Source organism: Acinetobacter sp. GG2 (assembly GCF_000292385.1).
GTDB classification, from domain to species: domain Bacteria; phylum Pseudomonadota; class Gammaproteobacteria; order Pseudomonadales; family Moraxellaceae; genus Acinetobacter; species Acinetobacter seifertii.
The window spans coordinates 14,242-40,862 of the sequence record NZ_ALOW01000017.1 but is presented as its reverse complement, the minus strand read 5'-3'; the positions used below and the strand labels follow the sequence as shown (position 1 = coordinate 40,862).

Here is a 26,621-nt window from a genome sequence, read left to right as displayed (position 1 = left end):
TAAGTATTAAGCAGTAAGATCAAAACCGGTAAGTTCTCTGCGAACGATTTCTGCACCTGCTGTTAAGGCATTTAACTTGCCACGTGCCACTTCACGTGAAAGAGGTGCCATACCGCAGTTTGTGCAAGGGTATAGCTTGTCAGCATCTACAAACTGAAGCGCTTTACGAAGTGTGTTTGCCACTTCTTCTGGTGTTTCAATTTGGTTAGATGCAACATCAATCGCGCCAACCATGACTTTTTTACCGCGAATGAGTTCGAGTAAATCGATAGGCACATGTGAGTTGTGACATTCTAACGAAATGATATCGATGTTAGATTTTTGCAGTTTCGGGAAAGCCTCTTCGTACTGGCGCCATTCTGAACCGAGTGTCTTTTTCCAGTCTGTATTGGCTTTAATGCCGTAACCATAGCAAATGTGAACCGCAGTTTCACACTTAAGACCTTCAATTGCACGCTCTAAAGTCGCAACGCCCCAATCATTTACTTCATCAAAGAATACGTTAAATGCAGGCTCGTCAAACTGAATAATATCTACACCAGCAGCTTCTAACTCACGCGCTTCTTGGTTCAAAATTTTAGCAAATTCCCAAGCAAGTTTTTCACGGCTCTTGTAGTGACCATCGTAAAGCGTATCAATCATGGTCATTGGGCCAGGTAATGCCCACTTAATTGGTTGATCAGTTTGCTGACGTAGAAACTTCGCATCTTCAACAAACACAGGCTTTTGACGAGACACCGCACCTACGACAGACGGTACGCTTGCATCGTAACGATCACGAATTCGAACTGTTTCGCGCTTCTCAAAATCTACGCCATTTAAGTGTTCGATAAACGTGGTCACAAAGTGTTGGCGGGTTTGTTCACCATCGCTCACAATATCGATGCCAGCAAGACGCTGTTCGTGCAACGCCAAACGTAACGCGTCTTTTTTACCTTCAAGCAGACCTTCGTTTTCGAGTTTCCAAGGTGACCAAAGCTTTTCAGGTTCTGCAAGCCAAGATGGTTTAGGTAAGCTGCCAGCAGTTGAAGTTGGTAGTAATTTTTTCATGATCAATGACCTATATGTTGATTAGTTAAGAGCGTAATTAGCAGACCACTGCTCAAGAATCGCTTGGTATGGTTTGATAAATTGCTCTTCAACAAACTTCCCCTGCTCTATAGCCAAACGGCTACGTTCTTCACGGTCATACACAATTCGAGTAAGTGAATAATCTTCGTGTTTCAAGCTTGGTTGATAAGACTTTCCAGCCACTGAATTTGCGTTGTAAATTTCAGGACGGTAAATCTTTTGGAAGGTTTCCATCGTACTAATGGTACTAATCAACTCAAGGTTGGTGTAATCACTCAACAAATCACCAGTAAAATAGAACGCTAACGGCGCAACGCTATTTGGCGGCATGAAGTAGCGAACTTTTAAGCCCATTTTTTGGAAATATTCATCGGTTAATGAATAGTCTTCTTGCTTGTATTCAACACCTAAAACAGGATGTTCATTTTCAGTACGGTGGTACTCTTTAGTCGTCGAAACGCTTAGGCAAATCACAGGTGCCTTTTTAAAGTTGGCTTTGTAAGTTTCAGAGTTAATAAAGCTCTTAAACAAGTTGCCGTGCAATTCACCAAACTTTTCTGGCGTGCTAAACGTAGACTTGTTTTTGTTGTGATCTAACAACAACACACTAAAGTCATAGTCACGTACATAAGACGAGAAGTTGTTACCAACAATGCCTTCAATACGTTCATTGGTTTTCTTATCAACAATATTGGTTTTCAATATTTCGATGAGAGGAAGTCCGCTAGTACGGTTTTCGGCATCAATGTTCATTTCAACTGAAATGATTTCAAGTTCAACGCCATAGCGGTCGCCTTTAGGGTTGTCCCAATGAGCTAAGGCATTGAAACGATTGTCGATCATCTGCAATGTATTGCGCAAATTCTCTTCGCGACTCATCCCTCTTGCCAAGTTAGCAAAGTTGGTTGTAATACGTGTATTGTCTGCTGGACGATAGTTCTCATCGAAACAAATACTCTTAATCGTAAATGTAAATTCTTTACTCATTGTGATCAGTACCCTAATTTCTGAGATAAAACCTAAATAAAAACTTTTTGCTCTTTTTAAACTTTCCAGACTTGTCAGATTTGTGCCTTATGGTCTTATCAAAAGTGAATGACTGGAGCGCTTCAGAGCATGGATAGATTTATACCGCAATCAGAACATGAATAAAAATGATTTAGTCTCATTCAAAACTGAGTGAAATTCATGTTTTGGGTTTAATAAATAAGTATGAAGTTAAATATTTTTCATCTTCGGGGTTTTTAGAGAGCACAAACGAGACATACGGCGCTCTATTTTTAATGCTTATAATTTTATAATTTATTATTATTTTCAATAAATTAAACAATTTATCTTTAAATAAAACTGCTCAACCTAAAGTAATTTATGTTGAATCTCACTCATCTCTGCTTTTAGCCATTCTAAAAATATAGTTTTGCGTGGATCTTCTTCAAAAGCACGATGAGAAAGTAAAAAATAAGCTGAACCGTCTTGAACGATTGGTGAAATTTTCTGTATTGCATTCCACTCAAGCTCTTTTTCAATCATATAAATTGAGATCACAGTTGCGCCGAGTCCCGTCAAACAGCCTTCTAAACATAGATAAAAATGTTCGAGTTCAACTTTGGTGAAGCCTTTTAAACTCTGCTTTAACTCAGCAATACGACTCATGTTTTTGAAAAAATTTGGTCTAGAGGTCGAGATGAGTACGTCGTTTGTTTCCGATGGCTTGGTTGCTTGAACTAGAGCGATATATTCATCGGCAATCTTTTCGCTATAAATATGCTCTCCCCAATCAAAGTCATTTCTACGAATCGCGATATCAATATTATCTTTTTCAAAATCGACCACGCCGCCTGCTGTGAATAGCACAATCTCAAAATCATGCCCGAGCTTTTTAAATTTTGAGAGCCGTGGAATGAGCCATTTCATGGAAAGAGTCGGTTCACACGACAAAACCAGTTGCTTGTTGTGAGTTTTGGGTTGGCTGAGCTCTATTAAACATTCATCAAGTTGACCAAACACCTGATGGCAACAACTCAATAAAATTTCGCCCTGCTCGGTCATCACAAGTGTTTTATTTTTTCGCTCAAACAAAGTGGTGTTTAAAGCTTCTTCTAAATTATAAATCTGTTTACTGACCGCACTTTGCGTCACAAATAATTTCTTTGCAGCTAAAGTAACGCTGCCATACTTCGCTACAAAATAGAAAAATTTTAGTGAATTCAGCGATATTCTTTCAATCATTCCAAAAACTCATAAATATGTAGTCGTTTTTATCGATTTTTATTTTTAGGTTTCTGTTCAAAATAAAAATCATCTTGATTAAACCCCATTTTAGATGATGAAAAACATATTGAATATCGATATCTATCTTCGAAAACCTGAAGCCCCAGCATCTCTTACAAAAAGAATAGCAATTTTAAGTAGTGTTTTCGCTCTCTTACATACATTCCAAAAAGTACAGAATAACCCCCTCATTTTCAGTGAGGGTGCAAGATAATGGCAGAGTTTATTGCGGTTATTCTCATTACAATTTTGGCGGTGATTAGCCCCGGCGCTGACTTCGCGATTGTGACCAAAAATAGTTATCTTTACGGCAGAAAAATAGGTGTGTTCACTTCACTCGGCATATCGCTTGGCGTGTTGGTACATGTAACCTATACACTTGTAGCCGTTGCCTTTGTGATGGCTTATACGCCGCAAATTTTGAATATTGTGAAGTATATTGGCGCGCTTTACCTGATCTATATTGGTTATAAAACCTTTACGCAAAAACCTGTTTTAGACGCTGTTGCTTTAAACGCTATAGGTACTTTGCAAGCCATAAAATACGGCTTTTTTACCAACGCCCTGAACCCTAAAACCACGCTATTTGTAATTAGTACCTATACGCAAATTGTGAGTTTAACCACACCTGAAAGCGTTCTTTTGGCTTATGGCTTTTTTATGTCTTTTGCCCATTTCGTATGGTTTTCACTGGTGGCTGTGCTTTTCTCTTCAATACTGCTGAGACAAAAAATGTTAGCCAAGCAAGTGCAAATTAATAAGGTGATTGGTTCATTTTTATGTGTACTAGGAGTGATTCTGCTTTTTACCAAGTTTCAGTAGAGCCGCTTAATTTTTCAGAACCTTTTTAATGCATTGCTGTTAATATAAAAATACATGATAGATTTTCCAATCCTTCATATCTCTATAAATCAAGGATGATGAGCGAATACATTTATTATGGAAATCAAGCAAATAAAGTATTTTTTGACAGTCGTTGAATCGGGCAGTATTGGTAAAGCTGCCCAAAAACTCGATGTCGGTGCTTCTGCGATTAGTCAGCAAATTAGTAAGCTCGAACAAGAGCTAAGCATTCGCTTATTACAGCGTAATGCTTTTGGCGTGACCCCAACCCCAGCAGGTCTTGCCTTTTTAAAGCACTCGCAACTTATTTTGCGTCAGGTAAATTTTGCCATAGATGCTGCGCATTCGGCACGCTTGTCAGGTCATGTCAGCCTTGGTTTTCCACCGACCATTACCGCTTTGATTGGTATCCCTTTAATGAAACTGATGTCTGAACGCTATCCAGACATTCGTTTAGAGATTGTGGAAACCCTGTCAGGTAATCTCATTCAGTACATTAACTCGCGTCAGCTTGATATTGCCATTATTTTTACTAATGAGATTGATAAGCAGTGGTCGATACAGCCCTTGGTACGCGAGCAAATGTATTTAATGGCACGCAAAGAAGTGCTCGAAAAATACGGTCTAGCCGATTGCATTAAAAGCGGTATTATTCAGTCTCAGCAAATTGGCGATATTCCGTTAGTGTTGCCACGTCAGCGTCATAGCTTACGAAAGCTACTTGAACACAAGATTGGACAGCTTAATGTCGTCTATGAAATTGATGGCTTACATTTACTTATGGACAGTCTGATTCACCTTGACCTTGCCAGTGTTCGCCCCGGAAGTGCTTGCTTGCAAGAGTACAAACATAAGCTGCAATTGCTTAAGGTGATTGACCCAGAAGTGGAAAGAATTAACTACTTAGTGAGCCTTGCCGAAGAAGAATTATCACCTGCTGCACTTGCTGCCAAGTCAGCCATTAAGGCATGTGTGAAAGAGTTGATTCAAAACCAAATTTGGCCGTGTTCTGAAATTATTGTTTAAAGGGTCATTAATTTTTCTAAATACCTAATTAATTTTCGCCTCTCACTCCTCCCTGCTTTTTAAGATTACATTTTTATACGAATGATAAGTGGTTTTCTGTTTATCGAAATATAGATGTGTAGTTTTAACTGGAAACAAGGCATCACATTTTCTACCAAGGACACCTTTAAATCTCATCTCTAACCCATTTCCTATTTAGGTTTATTGATTGAATCAATTTACGTCCAAACTTTGAAGATCGTGAATGTTTCCATTTTGTCAGGCCAAGGAGGTCTCCAATGGATGTCGTTAATAACCGTAGGGCTACTTTTAAAAAAATATTAAATGTAACAAGTGGCAACTTTTTAGAACAGTACGATTTTTTTCTTTTTGGTTTCTATGCCACTTATATCGCAGCAAAATTTTTCCACTCTGAAAATGAATATGTCTCTTTAATGATGACATTTACCGTATTTGCTGCGGGCTTTCTTATGCGTCCTCTCGGCGCTATTTTCTTGGGTGCTTATGTCGACAGAATTGGTCGCCGTAAGGGTTTGATTGTGACTTTAAGCCTCATGGCTATTGGTACGATCTTAATTACCTTTGTACCGGGTTATGACACCATCGGTATTATGGCCCCTATTTTGGTGGTCATTGGCCGTCTGTTACAGGGCTTCTCGGCAGGTGTTGAATCTGGCGGTGTGTCGATTTACCTCGCAGAGATTGCAACCGATAAAAACCGTGGATTTATCACAAGCTGGCAGTCTGGTAGTCAACAAATTGCGGTGGTGTTTGCTGCGTTATTTGGTTATTGGCTCAACACCGTTTTAACTCATGCACAAGTGAGTGAATGGGGCTGGCGTATTCCGTTCTTAATTGGTTGTTTGATCATTCCTTTAATCTTCTTATTCCGTCGTACTTTAGAGGAAACTGAAGCATTTAAAGCACAAAAAACTCACCCATCAACCAAAGAAATTTTCAGCACACTGGCGAGCAACTGGCGCATCGTACTTGCAGGTATGATGATGAGTGCGATGACCACAACCACATTCTATTTCATTACGGTTTACACCACAGTATATGCAAAACGTACTTTAGAAATGTCGGTCACAGATAGCCTTTTAGCAACTGTGTTTGTAGGTTTATCGAATTTCTTCTGGTTACCAATGGGTGGCTTACTTTCAGACAAAATTGGTCGCCGTCCAGTGTTAGTGGGTATTACGACACTTGCGATCTTTACCAGTTATCCAGTTTTAAGCTGGTTGGTGAGCGATATTAGTTTTTCAAACTTACTGATCACGCTTGCTTACTTCTCGTTCTTCTTTGGTATGTACAACGGGACTATGGTGGCAACGCTTGCCGAAGTAATGCCAAAACGTGTTCGTACCGTTGGCTTCTCTTTAGCGTTCAGTCTTGCAGCCGCTATTTTTGGTGGTATGACGCCAATGGCATGTACTTACCTTGTGGAAAATACAGGCAATGCAAGCACACCAGCTTTCTGGCTGATGTTAGCAGCGGTATGTAGTCTCATCTCAAGTTTATATCTATGTCGCGGTTCTAAGCAGAACAAATCTGACGCGATTGCTGAACCTGCAAAGGTTAGCGCTTAAAACAACTAACTACTTAACCTGAAATTTTAATGAACAGTACGGCGCATGTTGCAGCCGTACTGTGCTCTCCTGTCATTAAAAGTGAGATACTATGAAAAAGTCCCCTATCTTCATGACCATCTGCCTAGCTAGCGCAGGCTTGGGTTCAACGCTTGCTAACGCAGACACTCTCGAAGTGATTAGCTCAGGCGGTTTCTATTCATCTATGGAAAAACTCATTCCAATATTTGAAAAGCAAACTGGTCACACGGTTCACCTTTCGTCTGGTTCATCTATGGGTGCATCGCCAACTGCAATTCCAAACCGTCTCGATCGTGGTGAACATTTTGACATGGTGGTCTTGGCTGCTCCTGAACTCAGTAAGCTTGCAGAAAAAGGTTATGTCGACCCAAATTCACAAAGCGCTTTAGTCAATTCAAGCATTGGTATGGCTGTACCTAAAGGTGCGCCAAAGCCAGACATTAGCTCTGCGGCAAAGTTTGAAAAAGTTTTATTAAATGCTAAGCACATCGGCTATTCGGCAAGTGCGAGCGGTACACATCTTGAAAAAGATGTTTTTCCAAGCTTTCCACCTGTCGAGTACAAAGTGATTGCTGGTAAAGCAGAAAAAGTAGTTGGTGACCGCGTGGCAAAACGTATTGCTGAAGGTCAGTTTGATATTGGTTTCCAGCAAATTAGTGAAATCAAACCTTTTACTGGCCAATATGGTCAAGTTGATTTAGTCGGCCCAATTCCTGCCCCTTATCAAAAAGTCACCGTGTTTGCTGCTGGTATTGCTAAAAACTCTGAACATGCAAAAGTCGCAAAAGAACTTATTCAATTTGTGAAATCGCCTCAAGCGACACAAATTATTGAAGAACAGGGTCTTGAGCAGGTTAAACAATAAAAGCTCTAAAAGGCAGCATTTTGAGAGAATGTTGCCTTTACTCTTTGAGCGGTTTACGCAGCACAATAGAACAAAATGTATAGCAACAAACCAGTGTAGAATAATGAACAAAGGACAATGTAGTATTTGCCGTGGAACTCAAACAATTAAAATATTTTATTGCAGTGATCGAGTCAGGAAGCTTAGGTAAAGCTGCAAAAAATCTCGATATTGGAACTTCTGCATTAAGTCAGCAAATCTCAAAATTAGAAAGCGAGCTTTCTATTCGCCTTTTACAACGTACTGCTTTGGGTACAGTTCCTACCCCTGCGGGTTTAGCTTTTTTTCAACAGGTACAACTGGCGCTTAGGCACTTAGACCATGCTGTAGACTCTGCACATTCTTCACGTTTAAGTGGTCATGTTACCGTCGGTTTTTCGCCAAGTGTCGCGTCGGTTATAGGCACTCATTTTTTAAAACTAATGAGAAACCGCTACCCCGACATTAAAGTCCGTCTCATTGAAGGCTTATCGGGTGACTTAAAAGCTTTAGTTAATGCAAGACAGCTCGATGTTGCCATCATCTTTAGTGACGATGTCGACCCACAGTGGGCCATACAGCCTTTAGTCAAAGAACAGATGTTTTTAATCTCGCCTAAAGAAGTGCTGAGTCAATACCACCTTGAAAGCTGTATCGACATTCAAACCATTACGCATACACAGCTAAAAGAACTTCCGCTGATTTTACCAAGCCAACGACATGGGCTGCGCTTGTTGCTCGAACAGAAAATTCATCAGCTTAAAGTGGCCTATGAAATTGATGGGCTGCATTTGTTAATGGAAAGCATTAGCCAACTCGAAATGGCAACCATCCAACCTGCGGGTGCCTCATTAAACTCACGGCAAGATCTATGTTTACTACGTGTTGTAGAACCTGCTATTGAGCGTATTAACTATTTAATTAGTCTGTCTGAAGAAGAACTCTCGCCTGCTACTTTAGCCACCAAAGTAGTGATTCGTGCTTGTGTGACTAACTTAATTAATGAAAAGCGCTGGCCCGGTGCGAAACTCATAAACACTTAAGCCTTTAGTGTTTATTTTTACTAAACACCCATTCAAGTTTAGCCTCTCACTTCCTCTTCCCTTTTAAAGCTACATTAGCCTTAGCTGAGAAAGGGAGAAATCCATGCATGATGTGATTGTAATTGGTGGTGGGAATGCCGCACTGTGTGCCGCACTCACGGCAAAAGAAAGTGGCGCGTCTGTGCTTGTCATAGAAGCAGCACCTAAAGAATGGCGTGGTGGTAACTCACAACACACTCGTAACCTCCGTTGCATGCATGATGCTCCTCAAGATGTATTAGTCGATGCCTACCCCGAAGAAGAATATTGGCAAGACCTACTTAAAGTCACTGCCGGAAAAACCAATGAGCACTTAGCTCGTCTGGTCATTTGTAGCACGGCGACTTGCCGCGACTGGATGCGTAAACATGGCGTGAATTTTCAGCCACCATTATCGGGTGCTTTACACGTTGCACGTACCAATGCCTTTTTTATGGGTGGCGGTAAAGCCCTCATTAATGCGTATTACCGAAGTGCCCAAGAGCTTGGCATCGAGATTTTATACAACACAAAAATTAAAGATCTAAAATTAAAGCAAGGACATTTTGAAGCTGCAATAGCTGAAGATGGCCGTGTGTTTAAAGCGAAAAGCTGTGTATTAGCCGCAGGTGGTTTTGAGTCAAATTTAGAATGGTTAAGAGAAGCATGGGGACAAAATGAAAACGGCGAATGGCCTGCCGATAATTTCATTATTCGCGGAACCCGCTTTAATCAAGGCAACTTGCTCAAATTTATGATAGATCAAGGCGCCGATATTATTGGTGACCCATCACAATCGCACTGTGTCGCCGTAGATGCACGCGCACCGTTATATGACGGCGGCATCTGCACTCGTATTGACTGCGTTTCATTAGGTATTGTGGTCAATAACAAAGCCGAACGTTTTTACGATGAAGGTGAAGACTTCTGGCCAAAACGTTATGCAATTTGGGGCCGTCTTGTTGCCAAACAACCTCAGCAAATCGCCTATTCGATTATCGACTCAAAAGCCATCGGGCGCTTTATGCCACCTGTGTTTGCGGGTGTAAAAGCAAATAGCATTCAAGAACTGGCCGAAAAAATCGGACTTGATGCAAAAACCTTATGCCACACCGTAGAAGAATTTAACCAAGCTTGTGTGCAAGGCACCTTTAACCACACGGTTTTAGACGACTGCACAACCGAAAATATTGTTCCCAACAAGACCCACTGGGCAGTTCCTCTCGACAAGCCACCTTTCTATGCCTATGCACTTAAACCCGGCATTACCTTTACCTATTTAGGCTTAAAAGTTGAAGACGATGCTGCGGTACGTTTTAACAATAAAGCCAGCCGCAACCTGTTTGTCGCAGGTGAAATGATGGCAGGTAACGTACTCGGTCAGGGTTATACCGCAGGCGTTGGTATGTCGATTGGTACGACCTTTGGACGCATTGCCGGAAAAAATGCAGCCCACTATGCACTTTCACAAGGAGTTGAACATGAATGCTAGTACTAAAGCCCTAATTCCAGTTGTTCAGCTCTCTGACCATGAGCAGGAAGTTCAAAGAGCCCTACAGATTTGTAATGCTTGTCGTTACTGTGAGTCATTTTGTGCTGTATTTGCGGCGATGACCAAGCGTCTTGAGTTTAATCAAGCCGATATTCATTACCTCGCAAACCTGTGCCATAACTGTGGTGCTTGTCTACACGCTTGCCAATATGCCCCGCCGCATGAGTTTGGTGTAAACATTCCAAAAGCGATGGCGCAAGTACGCTTGGAAACTTACCAAGAGTTTGCGACGCCTAAACCGCTAGGCCGACTTTATAAATCGGTGGGCATTCCTTTTGTCTCGGCGTTATCAGCTATTTTCTTTTTATGCATGTTAGCTGTGGTGTGGTACAAAGGCACCGACCTGTTTGCAGGCTATCAAGGTAATTTCTATGCGATTTTCCCGCATAACTTTTTAGCTCTACTATTTGGAGCAACTTTTACAGTTGCGATTGTTCTGCTCGGTATTGGTATTAGTAAATTTTGGCGACAGACGTCTAAAGTTATTCATGGCAAAGTTGAGAAGCCCGACCTAATTCAAGCCACCCAAAATGTATTAACACTTAAATATTTAGACGGTGGACATGGCAAAGGCTGTAATGAACAAGATGACCGTTATACACAAATCCGCCGCGTGTTCCATCACCTCACCTTTTATGGCTTTATGCTTTGCTTTGCAGCCACAGGTGTAGCGACTTTATATCACTATTTCCTTAACCTACATGCGCCTTACCCTATCTTTAGCTTGCCTGTTATTTTGGGTACGTTGGGTGGGTTTGGCTTAGTGATTGGACCATCTGGCCTGCTTTATTTAAACCTTAAACGCCATCCATTACATGGTGACCGCGAGCAGAAACCTGTAGATCGAGGCTTTATTTTCCTTTTAATTTTAGTCAGTGCTTCAGGCTTAGCTCTTATGGCATTTCGCAATACACCTTACATGGCACTTTTACTGATTTTCCATTTAGCTACAGTCATGACGTTTTTTATTACCATGCCATTTGGAAAGTTCGCACACGGTTTTTACCGCAGTGCTTCTTTACTCAAATTTGCCATCGAAGAACGTATTTCTAAGAAATCATAATTTCATTCAAAAGTATTCACTATCTTGGCGTAGTGAATACTTTTCTTATTTCTTAGGCTCAAAATACTTCATACCTTGCCTACTTTTTACTATTTAAAAATTCCCAAGCCATACATCGGCCACTTGGTACTCGCTTTAATGTTATTAATCAGCATCGCTACCAAAACTAAAGACACTGCGCCGACCAAAACAGGGAAAATTAGAAAACTCCACTGGTAATGTATGCTGCTTGCGGTGAGTAAAATAACTAAAGGATTGGCCCCAGCAGGTGGATGGACACACTTAAACACTTGCATGAGCGCAATTGCACAGCCTACTGATAAAGCAATTGTAAAAATAGAAACACCGACAAATTTTAGAAAAAACAAACCCACAAAAGCCGAAATAAGATGTCCAAATATAATATTTCTCGGCTGCGCCAAAGGTGATTGCGACACGGTATAGAGCAATACACAGGTCGCACCAAACGGCGCCATGATAAAGATATTGTGTGTGAGCTTACTCAACCACAAAAGTATAAAAATACTGACCGTCCCCCCAATAAGGCTTCTTAAAACATCAACTTTAGTGGGCGATGGAGCCAGTTTTTCTTTGCCATAAAAGATCGAGAACATGGTTTTATTCCTTAAACAGACATTGCTTTTTAAAAAGCATATAGATAAAATTTCAAACAGTACAGATCTGTACTATTTTATTTTTTGGAAAAGACACATGTCAAAATCTGCCTTAAAAATATTAGATACAGCCGAGAAGTTATTTAACGAAAATAGTTTTGTCGGGGTTGGCGTCGACCTGATTCGCGATGAATCTGGCTGCTCAAAAACCACGATGTACACGTACTATAAAAATAAAAATCAACTGGTTAAGTCTGTGCTCGTTGCACGTGATGAACGGTTTAAGCAAAGCCTTTTAGGTTATGTTGGAGATGCAACAGGGTTAGAGGCCATCAATAAGATTCTGGATTGGCACACCAATTGGTTTAGACAAGATTTTTTTAAAGGCTGTTTATTTGTAAGAGCAGTCGCTGAATCTAACCAAGATGATCAAGACATTATTTCTATTTCTAAAGCCCATAAACAATGGATTAAAGTGTTGATTGCGGAAAACTGCAATATACCCAATGGTGAAGCTTTATCTGAGCTGATCTATACGGTGATTGAAGGATTAATTAGCCGCTTTTTAGTCGATGGTTTCGATGAAACACTTGCGATAAACATGAAAAATTCAATTAATCAATTATTTAATATTCATCAACATTAGCATGAGAACTTAAAATGGAAGTGGACCATATTTTTATTTGTGTACAATCAGGCGCTCCCGAAGCTGAAACTTTAAAAAAATTCGGTCTAACAGAAGGTTCATCCAATAAGCATCTGGGTCAAGGTACCCAAAACAGACACTTTTTCTTTAAAAATAGCTTTATCGAATTAATCTTTTTAAATAACCCAGAAGAAGCCTCAAGTGATCTCACAAAACCTACTCTGCTTTTTGAGCGACTAAGGACTCAAAATAATATCGCGTCCCCTTTTGGTATTTGTTTTCGCCCTAAAAATAAAGATGATAACGGTGCAAAATTTCCTAATTGGGTGTACAAGCCAAGCTATTTACCAGCCAGCTTAGAAGTAAATGTTGCCAAAGATTCTGTGGTATCTGAACCGATGTGGTTCTTCCTTTCATTTGCTTCACGACCAGACCTTGCCGTAAAAGAAAAACAACAACCACTTGTTCATAGCAAAGATTTATCAGAAATCACCGCGATTAAAGTTTCTATTCCAAACCTAGAGCAGCACCCGACTTCGTTACTGTTCAATACAGTTGATAATTTTGAAGTGACTAATGGATCGGAGCATTTAATGGAAATTAGTTTTGATCATGAACCTCAAGGAATGATTCATGATTTCAGACCAGAGCTACCGCTTATTTTTAAATATTAAAACGCTTAGTTTCTAATAAAAAACTGTGATTTATTGCAAATCACAGTTTTTATTTAAATTGAATCACATTAAAAACGACAATGCCCTAAGCAATTTTCCCATCAATAATGCCTTTCTCCTTTAATGCAGCAAGCTCTTCTGCTGTTTTAAATCTTGATAAGATTTGAGCCGTATGTTCACCTAGCTCAGGCGGTGCATGATGATATTCAACTGGAGTATCAGACAGCTTGATTGGTGAGCCAATCGTTTGGAGGTTTTCATTTAAACGATGAGGAATATTCACTACCAAATTGCGATGGACGATTTGTGGTTCAGCCAAAGCATCTTCAATAGAGTTGATAACACCTACGGGTACTTTAAGCGCATGAATCATGTCGACCCATTCTTTAGCAGTTTTCTGTAAAAAGTGCTCCGACAATAAAGGAATCAGTTCATCTCGATACTTTACGCGATCCTGATTACGCACAAACTTTTCATTTTCGAGTAACTCTGGATAACCAATCGCAACACACAAATCTTTAAACTGTTTATCGTTACCGCAAGCAATAATAAATTCTTTATCTTTAGCCTTAAAAGTTTGATACGGCACAATGCTTGGGTGTTGATTGCCCATGCGCTGCGGGGCTTTACCTGAAGCTAAATAGTTCATTCCCTGATTTGCCAGTGCTGCGACTTGTACATCAAGTAAGGACATATCAATATATTGACCACGCCCTGTGTGCGACCGTGCAATCAAGGCCGCTTGAATGGCAATGGTTGAATATAAACCAGTTTGAATATCTACAACAGCCACGCCAACTTTTTGTGCACCACTGCCTGCCACATCATCAGGCTCGCCTGTAATGCTCATTAAGCCGGACATACCCTGAATAATAAAATCATAACCGGGTTCTTCTGCACGTGGGCCATCTTGCCCAAACCCAGTAATCGAGCAATACACAATATTTGGGTTTAACTCATTCAAGGAAGCATAGTCCAAACCATATTTAGCCAAAGACCCTGTCTTATAGTTTTCAATTACCACGTCGGCAGTCTTAGCAATTTCATAAATTAAAGCCTGACCTTCGGGTGTGGTAATGTCCACTGCAACTGAATATTTATTACGGTTAGTACACTGAAAATAGCCAGATTCACGGGTCATGTTTCCATCTTGATCGGGCATCCATGGTGGCCCCCACATGCGGGTGTCATCACCGACTCGAGGACGTTCAATTTTAATCACTTCCGCGCCAAGGTCTGCCAAGATTTGCCCGCACCATGGCCCTGCAAGTACACGACTTAAATCTAAAACTCGAATTCCTTGTAATGCACCCATAACGATACCCTTATCTTTTTAGAAGGTGCTAATGCACCTCCCTGTCATTGTTTATGATTGTTTTTGCGGATCATACTGACGATCTTTAATAAATAATCCCGGCAATACACCCGCAACAAAATACGCAGCCCCCATCACAATAAAGGCCATGGTAAACGTACCGCCCGATGCCAAGAAACCAATGGTGGCTGGTGCAATCGCAGCCCCAACACGACCAATGTTATAAGCCCCGCCAATAGCTGTTCCGCGTACATCAGTTGAAAAACTTTCAGCCATATAAGTCGCATTCACACCGTATGGAATGCCATATAAGAAGCCAAAGGTGATTAATAAATACAAAATATTGTCAGGGGTATTGAAGAAAATAATGATTGGCAAGAACACTGCACTGGCAATTGTGCCAAACACAAAAACAGCACGGCGGTTAAATTTGTCTGCAAGATAACCCGCTAAAATTTTTCCTAGAATCATTGCTGTATATGAACCCACCATATAACTGGTTAAGTTTTTAAAGTTCATATGCACTTCTGTTTCTAAATAACTTGGCATCCAGTTGTTAATGCCGTAATAACCAAATTGTAAGAAGAATGCTGTGGTCATCCACAACAGAAACATTTTACGGTGCTTAAAGTTATTAAAAATTTGCTTATAAATGCTGCCACTTTTCGGCTTTTCAGCCACCACTCTTTCTTTAGGTTGTCTGTTGCCTTGCAAGCTTTCAATTTTAGTGAGCTGCCAAGATTTTGGTTCTGGCACAAATCGTTGTAGGAAAATATTTACAAAAGCAGGCACCACGGTCAGGAAGAATAAAACGCGCCAGCCATGATCTGGAATAATTGCGCCAGCTAATAGCGTCGCAGCAATATAACCTACCGTCTGCCCCGTCTGTAATGTACCCAATACCGTTGTACGATAACTGGTCGGCACATATTCAGCCATTAAGGTATTACATGCCATATAAAGCGCTCCAATTCCTAAAGCACCAATAAAACGTAAAGCCATAAATTGCTCAAAGCTTTGCGTAAAGCCCAATAAACAGGTCGCTACTGAAAAGAAGGTTACTGAGTTGGCAATGGTCCGTACACGACCAAACTTGTCACATGCCCAGCCACCCAAAATACCGCCAATACCCATACCCGCCAAAGAAGCACTACCTAAGGCACCTGCTTGAAAGGTACTTAAACCAAACTCTGCCTTTAAACTGGTCAAGCTATAAGACAACAGCATAATATCTATGCCATCGACTACCATCGCAAAATAGGCAAATAACAACGCCCATTTCCATGTATGAGGTCCAATCCTTTCGTATGTTCCAAGGTTGCTTGGAAATGTATTTCTTAATTCTTTCGATATTACTTGAACGTCATTGTTCATCTTTAGTTCCTCATTTTCCCAAATGAGTCATCGATAGCTTACTTATGTTTTCTGTATGACTTAATCTTCTATATTTTCATCATCTTACATTTGGTTTTAAGTACACAGAGGCGTATCTTTACATGAGTATCCTTACGATGAATCTTGTCATTTTCCATAAATTTTTGCGTAAAAATCCCTACAGGTGCTCCCAAAAGAACACCTCTATTTTTAAAATGAGTGAGTTAGTTACTAAATGCGGCAATGCCTGTTTGTGCACGACCTAAAATTAAGGCATGAACGTCATGTGTGCCTTCATAGGTATTCACGACTTCAAGATTGACCAAATGGCGTGCCACACCAAACTCGTCACTAATGCCGTTTCCACCCATCATGTCACGTGCCATGCGGGCAATATCAAGCGCCTTTCCACAGTTGTTACGCTTAATGAGAGATGTACCCTCAACTGATGCAATGCCTTCATCTTTCATGCGGCCAAAACGTAAAGCTGCCTGTAAACCCAAAGCAATTTCAGTTTGCATATCTGCCAGTTTCTTTTGGATCAGCTGATTTGCAGCCAACGGGCGACCAAATTGTTTGCGGTCCATGGTGTATTGATGTGCGGTATGCCAACAGAACTCGGCAGCCCCCATTGCCCCCCATGCAATACCATAACGCGCACTGTTCAAACAGGTAAATGGACCTTTTAAACCTCGAATTTCAGGGAACGCATTTTCTTCAGGCACAAAAACGTTATCCATTACAATTTCACCTGTAATCGATGCACGTAAACCGACCTTGCCATGAATGGCAGGCGCAGATAAACCTTCCCAGCCCTTTTCTAAAATGAAACCACGAATATCACCAACATTGCCTTCAGCAGAAACTTCTTTTGCCCAGACCACAAATACATCGGCAATTGGGCTATTGGTAATCCACATTTTTGCGCCACTTAAACGGTAACCACCGTCAACTTTTTTAGCACGTGTAATCATACTACCTGGGTCTGAACCATGGTCAGGTTCAGTCAAACCAAAACAGCCAATGTATTCACCAGTAGCAAGTTTAGGTAAGTACTTCTGCTTTTGTTCTTCGGTACCAAATTCATGAATCGGAACCATGACCAATGAGCTTTGCACGCTCGCCATAGAGCGGTAGCCTGAGTCAACATATTCAATTTCACGCGCAACCAAGCCATAACTCACATAGTTCAAACCCGCGCCGCCGTATTGCTCAGGAATAGTTGGACCCAGTAAGCCAAGCTCTCCCATTTCACGAAAAATAGATGGATCTGTTGTTTCATGACGGAATTGTTCAAGTACACGGGGTTGCAAACGTTCTTGGCAATAGGCATGAGCCGCATCACGAATCATGCACTCATCTGGGCTAAGCTGCTGCTCAATTAAAAATGGGTCTTGCCAGTTAAATTGAACTTTTGCTTTTTTTGTTGTCACCATGTGATTCATCGCATCCTCTGCTTAATTTGAACTTCTTTATTTGACTCGATGTTATGCGTGAAAAATGCAGTAATCAAACGATAAATGTTCATGCAGATATGCGACTTACGCATATTTAAAATAAGACATATTAAATTTAGATATTTAATTGGTTGTATTTCATTAAAAATGGCTTATTTTTATACTAAACTCGGATATCTGCATTTAGATCATATGCTGTTTTGAAATATGACCACAAATAAAAGGATTTTATTTATGCGAAGAAGCATCCCGTCCATTCAGGGCCTGATTTGCTTTGAAAGTGCAGCAAAACATCTAAGTTATACCTATGCTGCGCAAGAGTTATGCATTACCCAAAGTGCAGTCTCGCGCCAAATTCAGCAATTAGAAGATTTCTTGGGTGTTGAACTTTTTATACGTACTCGGCATGGCGTTGAGCTGACCATTGCAGGTCAACAGTATTTTAAAAGTATTAAGCCCTATTTATTGGGTTTAGAGAAATGTACGGCCGATGTGATTTCTCATAAGGGTTTAGGTGGAACATTAAAGTTAGGTGTGGTTCCTACCTTTGCAACACGCTGGCTATTACCCAAGCTTCATCTTTTAAATCAAAAACACCCTGAAATTACCGTTCATTTAGAAACCAGTACTAAACCTTTTTTATTTAATGACAACATTTTTGATGCTGCGATTTTTGCAGGTACGCAGCAGCAAATTGACCACTGGCCCGGCATACAAGCGCATTATTTAATGGATGAAGAAATTGTACCTGTGTGCTCACCAAGGCTAATCGAAAAGTATTTTCCAGATGCAGTGAGGATCAATGAAAATACCTATGATCTAAGCCCAGAAGATCTACTGAAAATTCCTCTACTGCAACAAACCACTCGGCCTAGCATTTGGCAAGAATGGTTTCTAACCCATCAGATGCAGCACCCTAAACCTTTTGATGGACAACGCCATGAGTTATTTTCGATGCTTGCCGTTGCCGCTAGTCATGACATGGGAATGGCTCTAATTCCACAAATGTTGATTGAATCTGAACTACAAAAAAAAGAACTGGTGATTGTTTCCAATAAAAAACTTAAAGGTAGCCGAAAGTACTATCTCATCCATTCGAGCCAGGACATAACCCCAACCATTCAAAAATTTGTTGAGTGGATTCATCAAGAGTTAAAGCAACTAAAGATCAATACGCATTAGCTCAGCAGCTTTGATTTGTGCCACATATTGCGATCTATAAAAATAAAAAAAAGATTGTGATTAGTGAGATCACAACCTTTTATTTATGCATAAATAACTTTGAATTAATGACTCATCAATTGAATATCTGAACCGCTACGTTTCGGGTCAATCAAGATTTTGGCGTGCTGTTCAGGGTCACGTAATGCTTCAAATGCACTGATAACACCTTCTAGGCCAACAACACCCGTAATGAGCGGTGAACAGTTCACTTTACCTTCTGCAATCATGTGTAGCGCATCTCGGAACTCAAGCGGCGTGTATCCCAAAACAAACTGAATTTCTAACTCTTTATTAATCGCAAGTGCTGGTTCTATTTTGTCACTTTGCATGCACACGCCCACCCCAACAATTCGGGAAAACAAAGGTGCACCTTCAATAATTTGCTGTAAAACACCCGGTACACCGACACACTCAAAAATAACAGGGCGTTTTGGCAAAGCACCTAATTTATCAATCATGCGCCATCCATGCCACCATGGTAAGCGTGTCGCTTGCAACTTATCAAACAGCCCCATGCCCATGTTAATTGCATCCGAAACATTGCCAAGCAAACCAAACTCTTTCCAGTTGGCAAATGGCGATGTCTCTTTAGGATCTACCACAATATCGGCACCGCATTGCTCGGCAAGCTTACGACGGTTTGGTGAAAAGTCGCTGGCTACTACGGTTTTTACCCCAGCCGCTTTAAGCATTAATATGACACCTAGCCCAACGGGACCACAGCCAATCACAATCGCAGGTTCACCAGTTTTTACACGGCTACGGCGAACAGCATGTAATGCAACAGCCATAGGTTCAGTCATGGCAGCACTATCTGCATCTAGACCATTGGGTACTTCAAACATCAAGCTCGATTGAGCCAATACTTGCTCGGCATAACCACCCGAAGCATTTGGAGAAAGCCCTGTAGACAAATAACCATGCTGATCTACATTTAAAAGCGGCATTGCACAAACGAGTGTATCCGCTTTAAATTTATGGCGTGTTTTTGGGCCGTAGTCTAAAACCTTGCCGCAGAACTCATGTCCTAGTACAAATGGGTCTGTAGACTTGGCTAAACCATTAAACCCTACACGTGCAGCCAAATCATGCATGTGGTCGCAGTGGTGCTGCATATGTAAATCTGAACCACAGATCCCACATCGCACCACTTCTAATAAAACCTGCCCTTTTGCAGGTGTTAAGTTCGGTTGGTCCACCACTTGTAATTTTGCTTGATGACAAAGTACCGACTTCATTTGAGCGCTTCCTATTTCTTCTTTTTCATTTACTTGCCAGAAATAGATTTCTACAGATAAATTAATCGCTTTATCAGTTTGGTCTTTAGCAAGCCTTTATTCATCTTTACAACTAAAAGCCAAAATACCAATGACCATTCTTCAGCCAATCTACTCTTGAAGAGTCAACAAAAAACAGGCTCAGCGAAATTAAAAACAATAAAAATCTTGGTGCTTGTATCTTACACAGACTGCGTTATCTTCTTAGGCCAGAACAATGTCATCAAAATTAAAACTTATACAAATATAGTAAGTTCAAAAAACTCAACTCAACGCTTTTCACAAAAACATAGCAAATCCAAACTTTTATCAGCAGCTCTAAACAGGCATGATGAATTAAGACGAACAGATAAGAAGAAATCTATGATTACAAAAACGCTTCCGCTTACAGATATACACCGCCACCTTGATGGCAACATCCGTATTCAAACCATTTTAGAATTGGGGCAAAAATACCATTTAGATTTGCCTGCCTACGACATTGAATCTTTACGACCACATGTACAAGTGATGGATAACCAACCTGACTTATTAAGTTTTTTATCTAAGCTCGATTGGGGAGTAAAAGTATTAGCGAGCCTAGATGCCTGCAAACGTATTGCTTTTGAAAACATGCAAGATGCAGCACAACAAGGCCTAGATTATGTAGAGCTGCGTTTTTCACCGGGTTATATGGGAATGACCCATCAACTCCCGCTCGAAGGTGTAGTTGAAGCTGTGATTGCTGGTATAAAAGAAGGCAGTCAAGCTTACGGGGTAAAAGCGAATTTAATTGGCATTATGAGTCGTACTTTTGGTCAGGAAGCCTGCGAAAAAGAATTAAATGCCCTGCTTGCCCATAAAAATGATATTAAAGCACTGGATCTGGCTGGAGATGAGCTTGGTTTTCCGGGTAATTTATTTATTGAACACTTTAAAAAAGCACGTGATGCAGGTTGGCACATTACAGTACATGCAGGCGAAGCTGCCGGCCCAGAAAGTATTTGGCAAGCCATTGAAGAATTAGGTGCTGAACGAATTGGGCATGGTGTTAAAGCGGTTCAAGATTTAAAACTTTTAGATTATTTAGCAAAACACCAGATTGGTATTGAATCTTGTCTCACCTCAAATATTCAAACCAATACAGTACCTTCACTAGCAGAACATCCATTAAAGACATTTTTAGAACATGGTGTGCTTGCCACCATTAATACAGATGATCCAGCGGTTGAAGGCATTGAGATACAGCATGAATATTTAACTGCTGCCCCACTGGCAGGTTTAAGCCCTGAGCAAATTTATACAGCTCAAGAAAATGGTCTTAAAATCGCATTTTTATCAGATCAAGAAAAAAATGAGTTAAGACAGAACTATCAATAACAGAGAACAGAGAACAGAGAACAGAGAACAGAGAACAGAGAACAGAGAACAGAGAACAGAGAACAGAGAACAGAGAACAGAGCTTATATAAATAAGTTCAAATATTGGAGTGTGTATAAATTAAAATTTAAATATATAAAAACAAAAAATTCCTTCTATCTGTAAAACTAGAAGAAATTCTTTTTAATATTTGGGATATTTTTAAAGCTTGAACGCTTTTTAAATATGGTCGGAGCAGTAGGATTCGAACCTACGACCCCCTGGTCCCAAACCAGGTGCACTACCAGGCTGTGCTATGCTCCGAAATTGGGGTGAATGACGGGATTCGAACCCGCGACAACTGGAATCACAATCCAGGGCTCTACCAACTGAGCTACATCCACCATCAAATAAGTTCTATGTACCAAGCTACCAAATGGCGCGCCTGACAGGATTCGAACCTGTGACCATCCGCTTAGAAGGCGGATGCTCTATCCAACTGAGCTACAGGCGCTTAACCGATGATGCTTATCATGCGATACTTCGCCGATCTTAAAATATTATTTTAAGTGGTCGGAGCAGTAGGATTCGAACCTACGACCCCCTGGTCCCAAACCAGGTGCACTACCAGGCTGTGCTATGCTCCGATCTATCTCAGCTTTTGCTGTATCGCACATCGTGCGGTACGGTGTGCATTCTAGGCGCGACGCCCTCAGACGTCAACACCTATTCTAAAAAAAAGTTAAAAATCCTTATCAAATGTATATTTAACAAGCATTTTGAGGTTTTTTAACGTTTTAACGATGCACTAAAGGCTAACATTCGATCTAAAGGCATTTTGGCACGTTCAGCTAGCGCTGGATCAACGTGTATTTCCTGATTACCTTTTTGTAAAACTTCTAAAATCCCATCGAGTTCATTCATTGCCATCCACGGACAGTGAGCACATGAACGGCAAGTTGCCCCCTCACCCGCTGTTGGTGCTTCAACTAAAATCTTATTGGGTACCGCTTGCTGCATTTTATAGAAAATACCGCGGTCAGTTGCCACAATGAGTCTTTCATTTGGCAAAGTCTGCGCAGCTTTAATCAGTTGAGACGTACTACCTACCGCATCGGCAATTTCTACAACCGACTCTGGTGACTCTGGATGTACCAATACAGCAGCGTCTGGATACAGTGCTTTCATGCTGGCAATACCACGTGCACGGAATTCTTCGTGCACAATACATGCACCATCCCAAAGCAACATATCAGCGCCGGTTTTCTTTTGAATATAACGGCCTAAGTGCTGATCTGGTGCCCAAATAATTTTTTCGCCCAAGCTGTCTAGGTGCTCAACAATTTCAACAGCACAGCTTGAAGTTACGACCCAATCTGCACGTGCTTTAACAGCAGCCGATGTGTTTGCATAAACAACTACAGTATGGTCAGGGTGTTGATCACAAAATGCTGTGAACTCATCAACTGGACAGCCCAAGTCGAGTGAACAAGTTGCTTCAAGTGTCGGCATTAAAATTGTTTTTTCAGGAGACAGAATTTTAGCTGTCTCTCCCATAAATTTAACCCCAGCAACGACTAATGTTGAGGCAGCATGATCGCGTCCAAAACGGGCCATTTCTAAAGAATCAGAAACACATCCACCTGTTTTTTCAGCAAGCTCTTGTACTTCAGGGTCGCAATAGTAATGAGCAACAAGGACAGCATCACGTTTTTTGAGCTCTGCTTCGATCTGTGCAAACTTTTGTTGTTTTGCTTCTTCACTTAAGCGATTGTCTTTTGGCTCACCTAAACGGTCTAAATGCGCTTGTACAATGTTTTTTGCATCGTTGGCAATTAAAGTCGCATCACTCATAAAACGTCTTCTCTATCCTTTATGCTGGCATACCTGCTCGCATATAACGTTACTGCTTAAATGATTTAATAGATTGAATCATTTAATATCAAAAGTTGGGGCTAATAAAAAAGCCTCTTTGTCGAGGCTTGATTATAACTGAATATTTACGAACGGTAATCTGCATTAATCTTGACATAGTCGTAAGATAAATCGCATGTATAGACTGTGTCTTTGGCTTGTCCGCGACCTAAATCAACACGAATGGTAATTTCGGTTTGTGCCATAACGCGCGCGCCCGCTTCTTCGGTATAGTCCTCGGCTGCGCCACCATCTTTACAGATTTGCACGTCATCTAACCATACCTGAATTTTAGACACATCTAAGTCTTTCACTCCAGCATAGCCAATTGCCGCTAAAATACGTCCCCAGTTCGGGTCAGACGCAAAAAGTGCGGTTTTAACGAGTGGAGAATGCGCAATGCTATACGCAATGTCACAACACTCCTGAATGTTACCGCCACCCTCTACAGCAACAGTAATAAACTTAGTCGCGCCTTCACCATCACGTATAATTAACTGCGCCAAACGGTTCATGACACGAGCAAGCACTTCTAATACCTTCGCATAGCGTGCATCGCTGTCTAATGTAATTTCAGTGCCACCAGCTTGACCAGTTGCTACAAAAATACATGAGTCATTTGTTGAAGTATCGCCATCAATGGTAATACGGTTAAATGAATGATCGACTGTGGTCTTTAACAGCTTTTGTACTAAATCGCGGCTAATAGGCGCATCTGTAGCAACAAAGCTCAACATGGTTGCCATGTTTGGACGAATCATGCCTGCACCTTTACTAATACCTGTCATGGTATAAGTAATGCCATCAAGTTCAAATTGTTCAGATGCACCTTTAGGCACAGTGTCTGTCGTCATAATGCCAGTTGCAGCATCATTCCAAGCAGCCTCTTGTACGCTATTTAATGCAGGCTGAAGACCAGCAAGTAAACGCTCCATTGGAAGCTGCTCACCAATCACACCTGTAGAAAACGGAAGTACTTCAAAACTGTTCACACCAGCAAGCTCAGCTAACTTCGCGCAAGTGTCTTGGGCATTTTTTAAGCCTGTAGGTCCAGTACCCGCATTGGCATTACCTGTATTAATTACTAAATAACGAGGATTGCCTTGATCAAGATGAGCTTTCGATACATGAACAGGTGCAGCACAGAATGCATTTTGGGTAAATACCCCAGCAACATTTGAACCTTCTGCAAACTCAAAAATGACTAAATCTCGTCGGTTTTGGTAACGTACATATGCTTCTGTTGAGCCAATTTTTACACCTTTTACCACATGCATTTGTGGCATTGTTACGTCGCCGACAGCCATTTTTAGAACATCCAGAGTTTGTTATGAAAAGATCAATATTTCAGAAAATAGCGAGGTCATAAAACCCGCTTTATATGAAATATCAGTATTGACAGCTTATTAGAAAAGCCTGAAAAAATCGAGCGCTAAAAATAGCTTATTGTTGCTCTAATTTTAATAAAATATCTTTCTTATCAAGACCACCAGCAAAACCGACCAAGGCGCCGCCTGCCCCAATGACTCGGTGACAAGGTGCAATAATTGAAATCGGGTTTTTACCGTTGGCAGCTCCTACTGCACGCACGGCTTTTTCATTGCCAATTTGAACAGCAATCTCTTTATAACTTCTTGTTTCACCATAGGGAATACTGAGTAATGTCGCCCACACCTGCTTTTGAAATGCTGTACCTTCAAAATCTAATGGCAAGGTAAACTCACGGCGCTTACCTTCAAAGTATTCTTTTAACTGTTGCTCAGTTTTTAATAAGACTGGATGCTCAGTTTGTTCGACCAGCTCTGCTAGTCGAACACGTTTTGGATTTTCATTGTCCCAAAGTACTGCCACCAAAGCATTTTCATTCGCAACTAGCTTTAATTGCCCAACAGGCGAATTGATATACTTATAAGACAGCAACATACTTTATCCTTTTAAGATGGAGACGAAATTTTCATTAGAACCAGTCCCGATACAATCAGTACAGCGGCAATCATTCTCATCGCACCAATAGGTTCATGAAGAAAAAATATACCCACTAAAAATGATCCAATTGCACCTATGCCTGTCCAAACCGTATAAGCAGTACCAAGGGGTAGAGTTTTCATTGATATTGAAAGCAGAACTACACTCAAAATCATAAAAACTACGGTAATAATACTAGGGGTTAAACGTGTAAAACCTTCAGACATTTTCATAGAATATGCCCAAATGATTTCAAATACACCTGCTAAAATTAAAATAGCCCAAGCCATAACATTCACTAATTTTTATAGTGTCAGGTCGTCCTGACATGATTACCCATTATGGGGGAGGTCGTTCCTCCTTATGTGAAGACTCAGTTTACTTTAAAATAAAAAATGTGGGCAAACCCGAACTCAAGTTCACCTTTAATCTATAAATCTTATTCATTTTTGAGTTGTAAGATTTTCCGTGCACCATTTAAAACAAACAAAACAATAATTAGCCCAATTATGAGATCAGGATAACGAGAGCCTGTGATTGCAACTAATATTCCCGCAATTATGACACCTAAATTTACGATGACATCATTGGCAGAGAATATATAACTCGCTTTCATGTGTGCCCCGCTCTCCTTATGGTCCCTCATTAAATAAAGGCAGCTAACATTGGCCGCAAGCGCTAAACCACCAATTAAAATCATGAGAATTGAAACAGGTTCACTGCCGTAAATAAAACGACGTAGTACATCAACTAACACAATCATGGCTAAGCCAAATTGAAACCATCCGGAAATATGTGCGGCTTTTAATTGAGCATTGAGGTTTTTACCTACCACAAATAAAGCAATGCCATAAATTGCCGCATCGGCAAACATATCGAGTGAGTCAGCAATTAACCCTGTTGATGACGCAATGATGCCCGCCATAAATTCGATGAAAAACATCACAGCATTAATGAGTAACAACCATTGTAAAACCTGTTTTTGTGCTGCATGGTTTGAAGAGCTAGCACGTACCTTTTTAGGCTTTTCAACGGGTTCATAGTGAGGCTGGGTTTGCTGTAACTCTGCCCCTAAACCTAGGCGTTGCAGGCTTTGGGTAATTTTTTCAGCTGCTGTACTGTGATATACCGCTAAATGACGAGTAGGTAAATCAAATTCAAGTTCTTGAATATGTTCAGCATAAGGTACTAAAGCCATTCGCACCATTTGCTCTTCTGCTGCGCAATCCATGTGAGGAATATGGTAATAACTCACCCATTGGATTTTATTCACCATAGGTTCACTCGGCATAGAATAGTCCTGAGTTGCTACGCTTGAGCACCCACAGCTTTTATTTACATTTATTTGATTCTCTTGTTTTTCTAAAGCCATCTTTGCACCATAACTGACACAAAAAAACAATGCCATCAGTATAAACCAATGGCATGTCATTAAGCTTAATT

At 40.7% G+C, this 26,621-nt stretch carries 23 protein-coding genes, 4 tRNA genes and 1 pseudogene; 11 read left to right on the top strand and 17 right to left on the bottom strand.

The window, feature by feature from the left end:
• Window positions 1-6: 6 nt before the first annotated feature.
• The 3 genes from B554_RS0101590 to B554_RS0101580 all read right to left on the bottom strand — a co-directional run bounded on the left by B554_RS0101590 (window position 7) and on the right by B554_RS0101580 (window position 3,300).
• Window positions 7-1,050: a methionine synthase gene (locus B554_RS0101590; RefSeq protein WP_004703605.1), complete on the bottom strand. Its 1,044-nt coding sequence runs from the start codon at window positions 1,048-1,050 to the stop codon at window positions 7-9.
• A gap of 21 nt (window positions 1,051-1,071) precedes the next feature.
• A complete protein-coding gene (locus B554_RS0101585) occupies window positions 1,072-2,058 on the bottom strand; it encodes a DUF1852 domain-containing protein (RefSeq protein WP_019456720.1) in 987 nt (328 codons plus the stop codon).
• A 369-nt stretch (window positions 2,059-2,427) separates the two neighbouring features.
• Window positions 2,428-3,300, bottom strand: coding sequence for a LysR family transcriptional regulator (locus tag B554_RS0101580; RefSeq protein WP_019456719.1), 873 nt, complete (start codon window positions 3,298-3,300; stop codon window positions 2,428-2,430).
• A 255-nt stretch (window positions 3,301-3,555) separates the two neighbouring features.
• Between B554_RS0101580 and B554_RS0101575 the strand changes: the two genes are divergently transcribed.
• From B554_RS0101575 to tcuB, 7 genes are all read left to right on the top strand, one after another.
• Window positions 3,556-4,164 carry a LysE family translocator gene (locus B554_RS0101575; protein WP_019456718.1) on the top strand — a complete coding sequence of 203 codons (609 nt, stop codon included), beginning with the start codon at window positions 3,556-3,558 and terminating at the stop codon, window positions 4,162-4,164.
• A gap of 117 nt (window positions 4,165-4,281) precedes the next feature.
• A complete protein-coding gene (locus tag B554_RS0101570) occupies window positions 4,282-5,211 on the top strand; it encodes a LysR family transcriptional regulator (RefSeq protein WP_004703620.1) in 930 nt (309 codons plus the stop codon).
• 278 nt (window positions 5,212-5,489) lie between these two features.
• Window positions 5,490-6,800 carry an MFS transporter gene (locus B554_RS0101565; RefSeq protein ID WP_004703623.1) on the top strand — a complete coding sequence of 437 codons (1,311 nt, stop codon included), beginning with the start codon at window positions 5,490-5,492 and terminating at the stop codon, window positions 6,798-6,800.
• Window positions 6,801-6,891: 91 nt separating this feature from the next.
• The gene (locus B554_RS0101560; RefSeq protein WP_019456717.1) at window positions 6,892-7,686 is read left to right on the top strand and encodes a substrate-binding domain-containing protein; all 795 of its coding nucleotides are present in this window, start codon (window positions 6,892-6,894) and stop codon (window positions 7,684-7,686) included.
• Between the two features lie 131 nt (window positions 7,687-7,817).
• A complete protein-coding gene (locus tag B554_RS0101555) occupies window positions 7,818-8,747 on the top strand; it encodes a LysR family transcriptional regulator (RefSeq protein WP_019456716.1) in 930 nt (309 codons plus the stop codon).
• 103 nt (window positions 8,748-8,850) lie between these two features.
• Window positions 8,851-10,257, top strand: a complete 1,407-nt coding sequence (gene tcuA, locus B554_RS0101550) for an FAD-dependent tricarballylate dehydrogenase TcuA (RefSeq protein ID WP_019456715.1) — start codon at window positions 8,851-8,853, stop codon at window positions 10,255-10,257.
• Window positions 10,247-11,380: a tricarballylate utilization 4Fe-4S protein TcuB gene (tcuB, locus tag B554_RS0101545; RefSeq protein WP_019456714.1), complete on the top strand. Its 1,134-nt coding sequence runs from the start codon at window positions 10,247-10,249 to the stop codon at window positions 11,378-11,380. Before tcuA ends, tcuB begins: the two co-directional genes overlap by 11 nt.
• Before the next feature lie 89 nt (window positions 11,381-11,469).
• Here the strand turns inward: tcuB and B554_RS0101540 are convergent, their stop codons facing one another.
• Window positions 11,470-11,994 (bottom strand): HPP family protein, encoded by a 525-nt coding sequence (locus tag B554_RS0101540; RefSeq protein ID WP_019456713.1) that lies wholly within the window; start codon window positions 11,992-11,994, stop codon window positions 11,470-11,472.
• Between the two features lie 97 nt (window positions 11,995-12,091).
• Here B554_RS0101540 and B554_RS0101535 point away from each other — a divergent pair, with 97 nt between their 5' ends.
• Both B554_RS0101535 and B554_RS0101530 read left to right on the top strand, forming a co-directional pair.
• Window positions 12,092-12,640, top strand: a complete 549-nt coding sequence (locus tag B554_RS0101535; RefSeq protein WP_014208449.1) for a TetR/AcrR family transcriptional regulator — start codon at window positions 12,092-12,094, stop codon at window positions 12,638-12,640.
• A 14-nt stretch (window positions 12,641-12,654) separates the two neighbouring features.
• Window positions 12,655-13,314, top strand: a complete 660-nt coding sequence (locus B554_RS0101530) for a VOC family protein (RefSeq protein WP_019456711.1) — start codon at window positions 12,655-12,657, stop codon at window positions 13,312-13,314.
• 85 nt (window positions 13,315-13,399) lie between these two features.
• On the opposite strand, the gene B554_RS0101525 is transcribed toward B554_RS0101530, so the two are convergent.
• From B554_RS0101525 to B554_RS0101515, 3 genes are all read right to left on the bottom strand, one after another.
• Entirely contained in the window at window positions 13,400-14,629 is a 1,230-nt protein-coding gene (locus B554_RS0101525) for a CaiB/BaiF CoA transferase family protein (RefSeq protein WP_019456710.1), read from the bottom strand.
• A 51-nt stretch (window positions 14,630-14,680) separates the two neighbouring features.
• Window positions 14,681-16,003 (bottom strand): MFS transporter, encoded by a 1,323-nt coding sequence (locus B554_RS0101520; protein WP_019456709.1) that lies wholly within the window; start codon window positions 16,001-16,003, stop codon window positions 14,681-14,683.
• A gap of 224 nt (window positions 16,004-16,227) precedes the next feature.
• Window positions 16,228-17,448: an acyl-CoA dehydrogenase gene (locus B554_RS0101515; protein ID WP_024432382.1), complete on the bottom strand. Its 1,221-nt coding sequence runs from the start codon at window positions 17,446-17,448 to the stop codon at window positions 16,228-16,230.
• Window positions 17,449-17,694: 246 nt separating this feature from the next.
• Here B554_RS0101515 and B554_RS0101510 point away from each other — a divergent pair, with 246 nt between their 5' ends.
• Window positions 17,695-18,642: a LysR substrate-binding domain-containing protein gene (locus B554_RS0101510; RefSeq protein WP_019456707.1), complete on the top strand. Its 948-nt coding sequence runs from the start codon at window positions 17,695-17,697 to the stop codon at window positions 18,640-18,642.
• 104 nt (window positions 18,643-18,746) lie between these two features.
• Here B554_RS0101510 and B554_RS0101505 read toward each other — a convergent pair whose 3' ends face one another.
• On the bottom strand, window positions 18,747-19,922 hold the full coding sequence (locus B554_RS0101505) for a zinc-binding dehydrogenase (protein ID WP_019456706.1): 1,176 nt from the start codon (window positions 19,920-19,922) through the stop codon (window positions 18,747-18,749).
• Window positions 19,923-20,324: 402 nt separating this feature from the next.
• On the opposite strand from B554_RS0101505, the gene add reads away from it, so the two are divergent.
• Complete coding sequence (add, locus tag B554_RS0101500; RefSeq protein WP_019456705.1) at window positions 20,325-21,320, top strand: adenosine deaminase; 996 nt, start codon at window positions 20,325-20,327, stop codon at window positions 21,318-21,320.
• 226 nt (window positions 21,321-21,546) lie between these two features.
• Here the strand turns inward: add and B554_RS0101495 are convergent.
• The 9 genes and pseudogenes from B554_RS0101495 to B554_RS0101455 all read right to left on the bottom strand — a co-directional run bounded on the left by B554_RS0101495 (window position 21,547) and on the right by B554_RS0101455 (window position 26,605).
• Window positions 21,547-21,623: transfer RNA gene (locus B554_RS0101495), tRNA-Pro, on the bottom strand.
• Window positions 21,624-21,627: 4 nt separating this feature from the next.
• Window positions 21,628-21,703, bottom strand: a tRNA-His gene (locus B554_RS0101490).
• A gap of 33 nt (window positions 21,704-21,736) precedes the next feature.
• Window positions 21,737-21,813, bottom strand: a tRNA-Arg gene (locus tag B554_RS0101485).
• 56 nt (window positions 21,814-21,869) lie between these two features.
• Window positions 21,870-21,946: transfer RNA gene (locus B554_RS0101480), tRNA-Pro, on the bottom strand.
• 142 nt (window positions 21,947-22,088) lie between these two features.
• Entirely contained in the window at window positions 22,089-23,153 is a 1,065-nt protein-coding gene (gene nadA / locus B554_RS0101475) for a quinolinate synthase NadA (protein WP_019456704.1), read from the bottom strand.
• Window positions 23,154-23,299: 146 nt separating this feature from the next.
• Window positions 23,300-24,520 (bottom strand): bifunctional glutamate N-acetyltransferase/amino-acid acetyltransferase ArgJ, encoded by a 1,221-nt coding sequence (gene argJ, locus B554_RS0101470; RefSeq protein ID WP_019456703.1) that lies wholly within the window; start codon window positions 24,518-24,520, stop codon window positions 23,300-23,302.
• Window positions 24,521-24,656: 136 nt separating this feature from the next.
• Window positions 24,657-25,136, bottom strand: coding sequence for a methylated-DNA--[protein]-cysteine S-methyltransferase (locus B554_RS0101465; RefSeq protein ID WP_019456702.1), 480 nt, complete (start codon window positions 25,134-25,136; stop codon window positions 24,657-24,659).
• Window positions 25,137-25,147: 11 nt separating this feature from the next.
• Entirely contained in the window at window positions 25,148-25,468 is a 321-nt protein-coding gene (locus tag B554_RS0101460; protein WP_004703760.1) for a DMT family transporter, read from the bottom strand.
• Window positions 25,469-25,617: 149 nt separating this feature from the next.
• Window positions 25,618-26,605 (bottom strand): annotated as a pseudogene (locus B554_RS0101455) (cation transporter).
• Between the last annotated feature and the right edge of the window lie 16 nt (window positions 26,606-26,621).

Coding starts and splice junctions, on each gene's coding strand:
- B554_RS0101565 (WP_004703623.1), top strand. CDS start 5,490: ATGGATGTCGTTAATAACCGTAGGGCTACTTTTAAAAAAATATTAAAT.
- B554_RS0101560 (WP_019456717.1), top strand. CDS start 6,892: ATGAAAAAGTCCCCTATCTTCATGACCATCTGCCTAGCTAGCGCAGGC.
- argJ (WP_019456703.1), bottom strand. CDS start 24,520: ATGGCTGTCGGCGACGTAACAATGCCACAAATGCATGTGGTAAAAGGT.
- B554_RS0101575 (WP_019456718.1), top strand. CDS start 3,556: ATGGCAGAGTTTATTGCGGTTATTCTCATTACAATTTTGGCGGTGATT.
- B554_RS0101530 (WP_019456711.1), top strand. CDS start 12,655: ATGGAAGTGGACCATATTTTTATTTGTGTACAATCAGGCGCTCCCGAA.
- B554_RS0101510 (WP_019456707.1), top strand. CDS start 17,695: ATGCGAAGAAGCATCCCGTCCATTCAGGGCCTGATTTGCTTTGAAAGT.
- B554_RS0101580 (WP_019456719.1), bottom strand. CDS start 3,300: ATGATTGAAAGAATATCGCTGAATTCACTAAAATTTTTCTATTTTGTA.
- B554_RS0101465 (WP_019456702.1), bottom strand. CDS start 25,136: ATGTTGCTGTCTTATAAGTATATCAATTCGCCTGTTGGGCAATTAAAG.
- tcuB (WP_019456714.1), top strand. CDS start 10,247: ATGAATGCTAGTACTAAAGCCCTAATTCCAGTTGTTCAGCTCTCTGAC.
- add (WP_019456705.1), top strand. CDS start 20,325: ATGATTACAAAAACGCTTCCGCTTACAGATATACACCGCCACCTTGAT.
- B554_RS0101535 (WP_014208449.1), top strand. CDS start 12,092: ATGTCAAAATCTGCCTTAAAAATATTAGATACAGCCGAGAAGTTATTT.
- B554_RS0101585 (WP_019456720.1), bottom strand. CDS start 2,058: ATGAGTAAAGAATTTACATTTACGATTAAGAGTATTTGTTTCGATGAG.
- nadA (WP_019456704.1), bottom strand. CDS start 23,153: ATGAGTGATGCGACTTTAATTGCCAACGATGCAAAAAACATTGTACAA.
- B554_RS0101570 (WP_004703620.1), top strand. CDS start 4,282: ATGGAAATCAAGCAAATAAAGTATTTTTTGACAGTCGTTGAATCGGGC.
- B554_RS0101515 (WP_024432382.1), bottom strand. CDS start 17,448: ATGAATCACATGGTGACAACAAAAAAAGCAAAAGTTCAATTTAACTGG.
- B554_RS0101520 (WP_019456709.1), bottom strand. CDS start 16,003: ATGAACAATGACGTTCAAGTAATATCGAAAGAATTAAGAAATACATTT.
- B554_RS0101505 (WP_019456706.1), bottom strand. CDS start 19,922: ATGAAGTCGGTACTTTGTCATCAAGCAAAATTACAAGTGGTGGACCAA.
- B554_RS0101590 (WP_004703605.1), bottom strand. CDS start 1,050: ATGAAAAAATTACTACCAACTTCAACTGCTGGCAGCTTACCTAAACCA.
- tcuA (WP_019456715.1), top strand. CDS start 8,851: ATGCATGATGTGATTGTAATTGGTGGTGGGAATGCCGCACTGTGTGCC.
- B554_RS0101460 (WP_004703760.1), bottom strand. CDS start 25,468: ATGGCTTGGGCTATTTTAATTTTAGCAGGTGTATTTGAAATCATTTGG.
- B554_RS0101525 (WP_019456710.1), bottom strand. CDS start 14,629: ATGGGTGCATTACAAGGAATTCGAGTTTTAGATTTAAGTCGTGTACTT.
- B554_RS0101540 (WP_019456713.1), bottom strand. CDS start 11,994: ATGTTCTCGATCTTTTATGGCAAAGAAAAACTGGCTCCATCGCCCACT.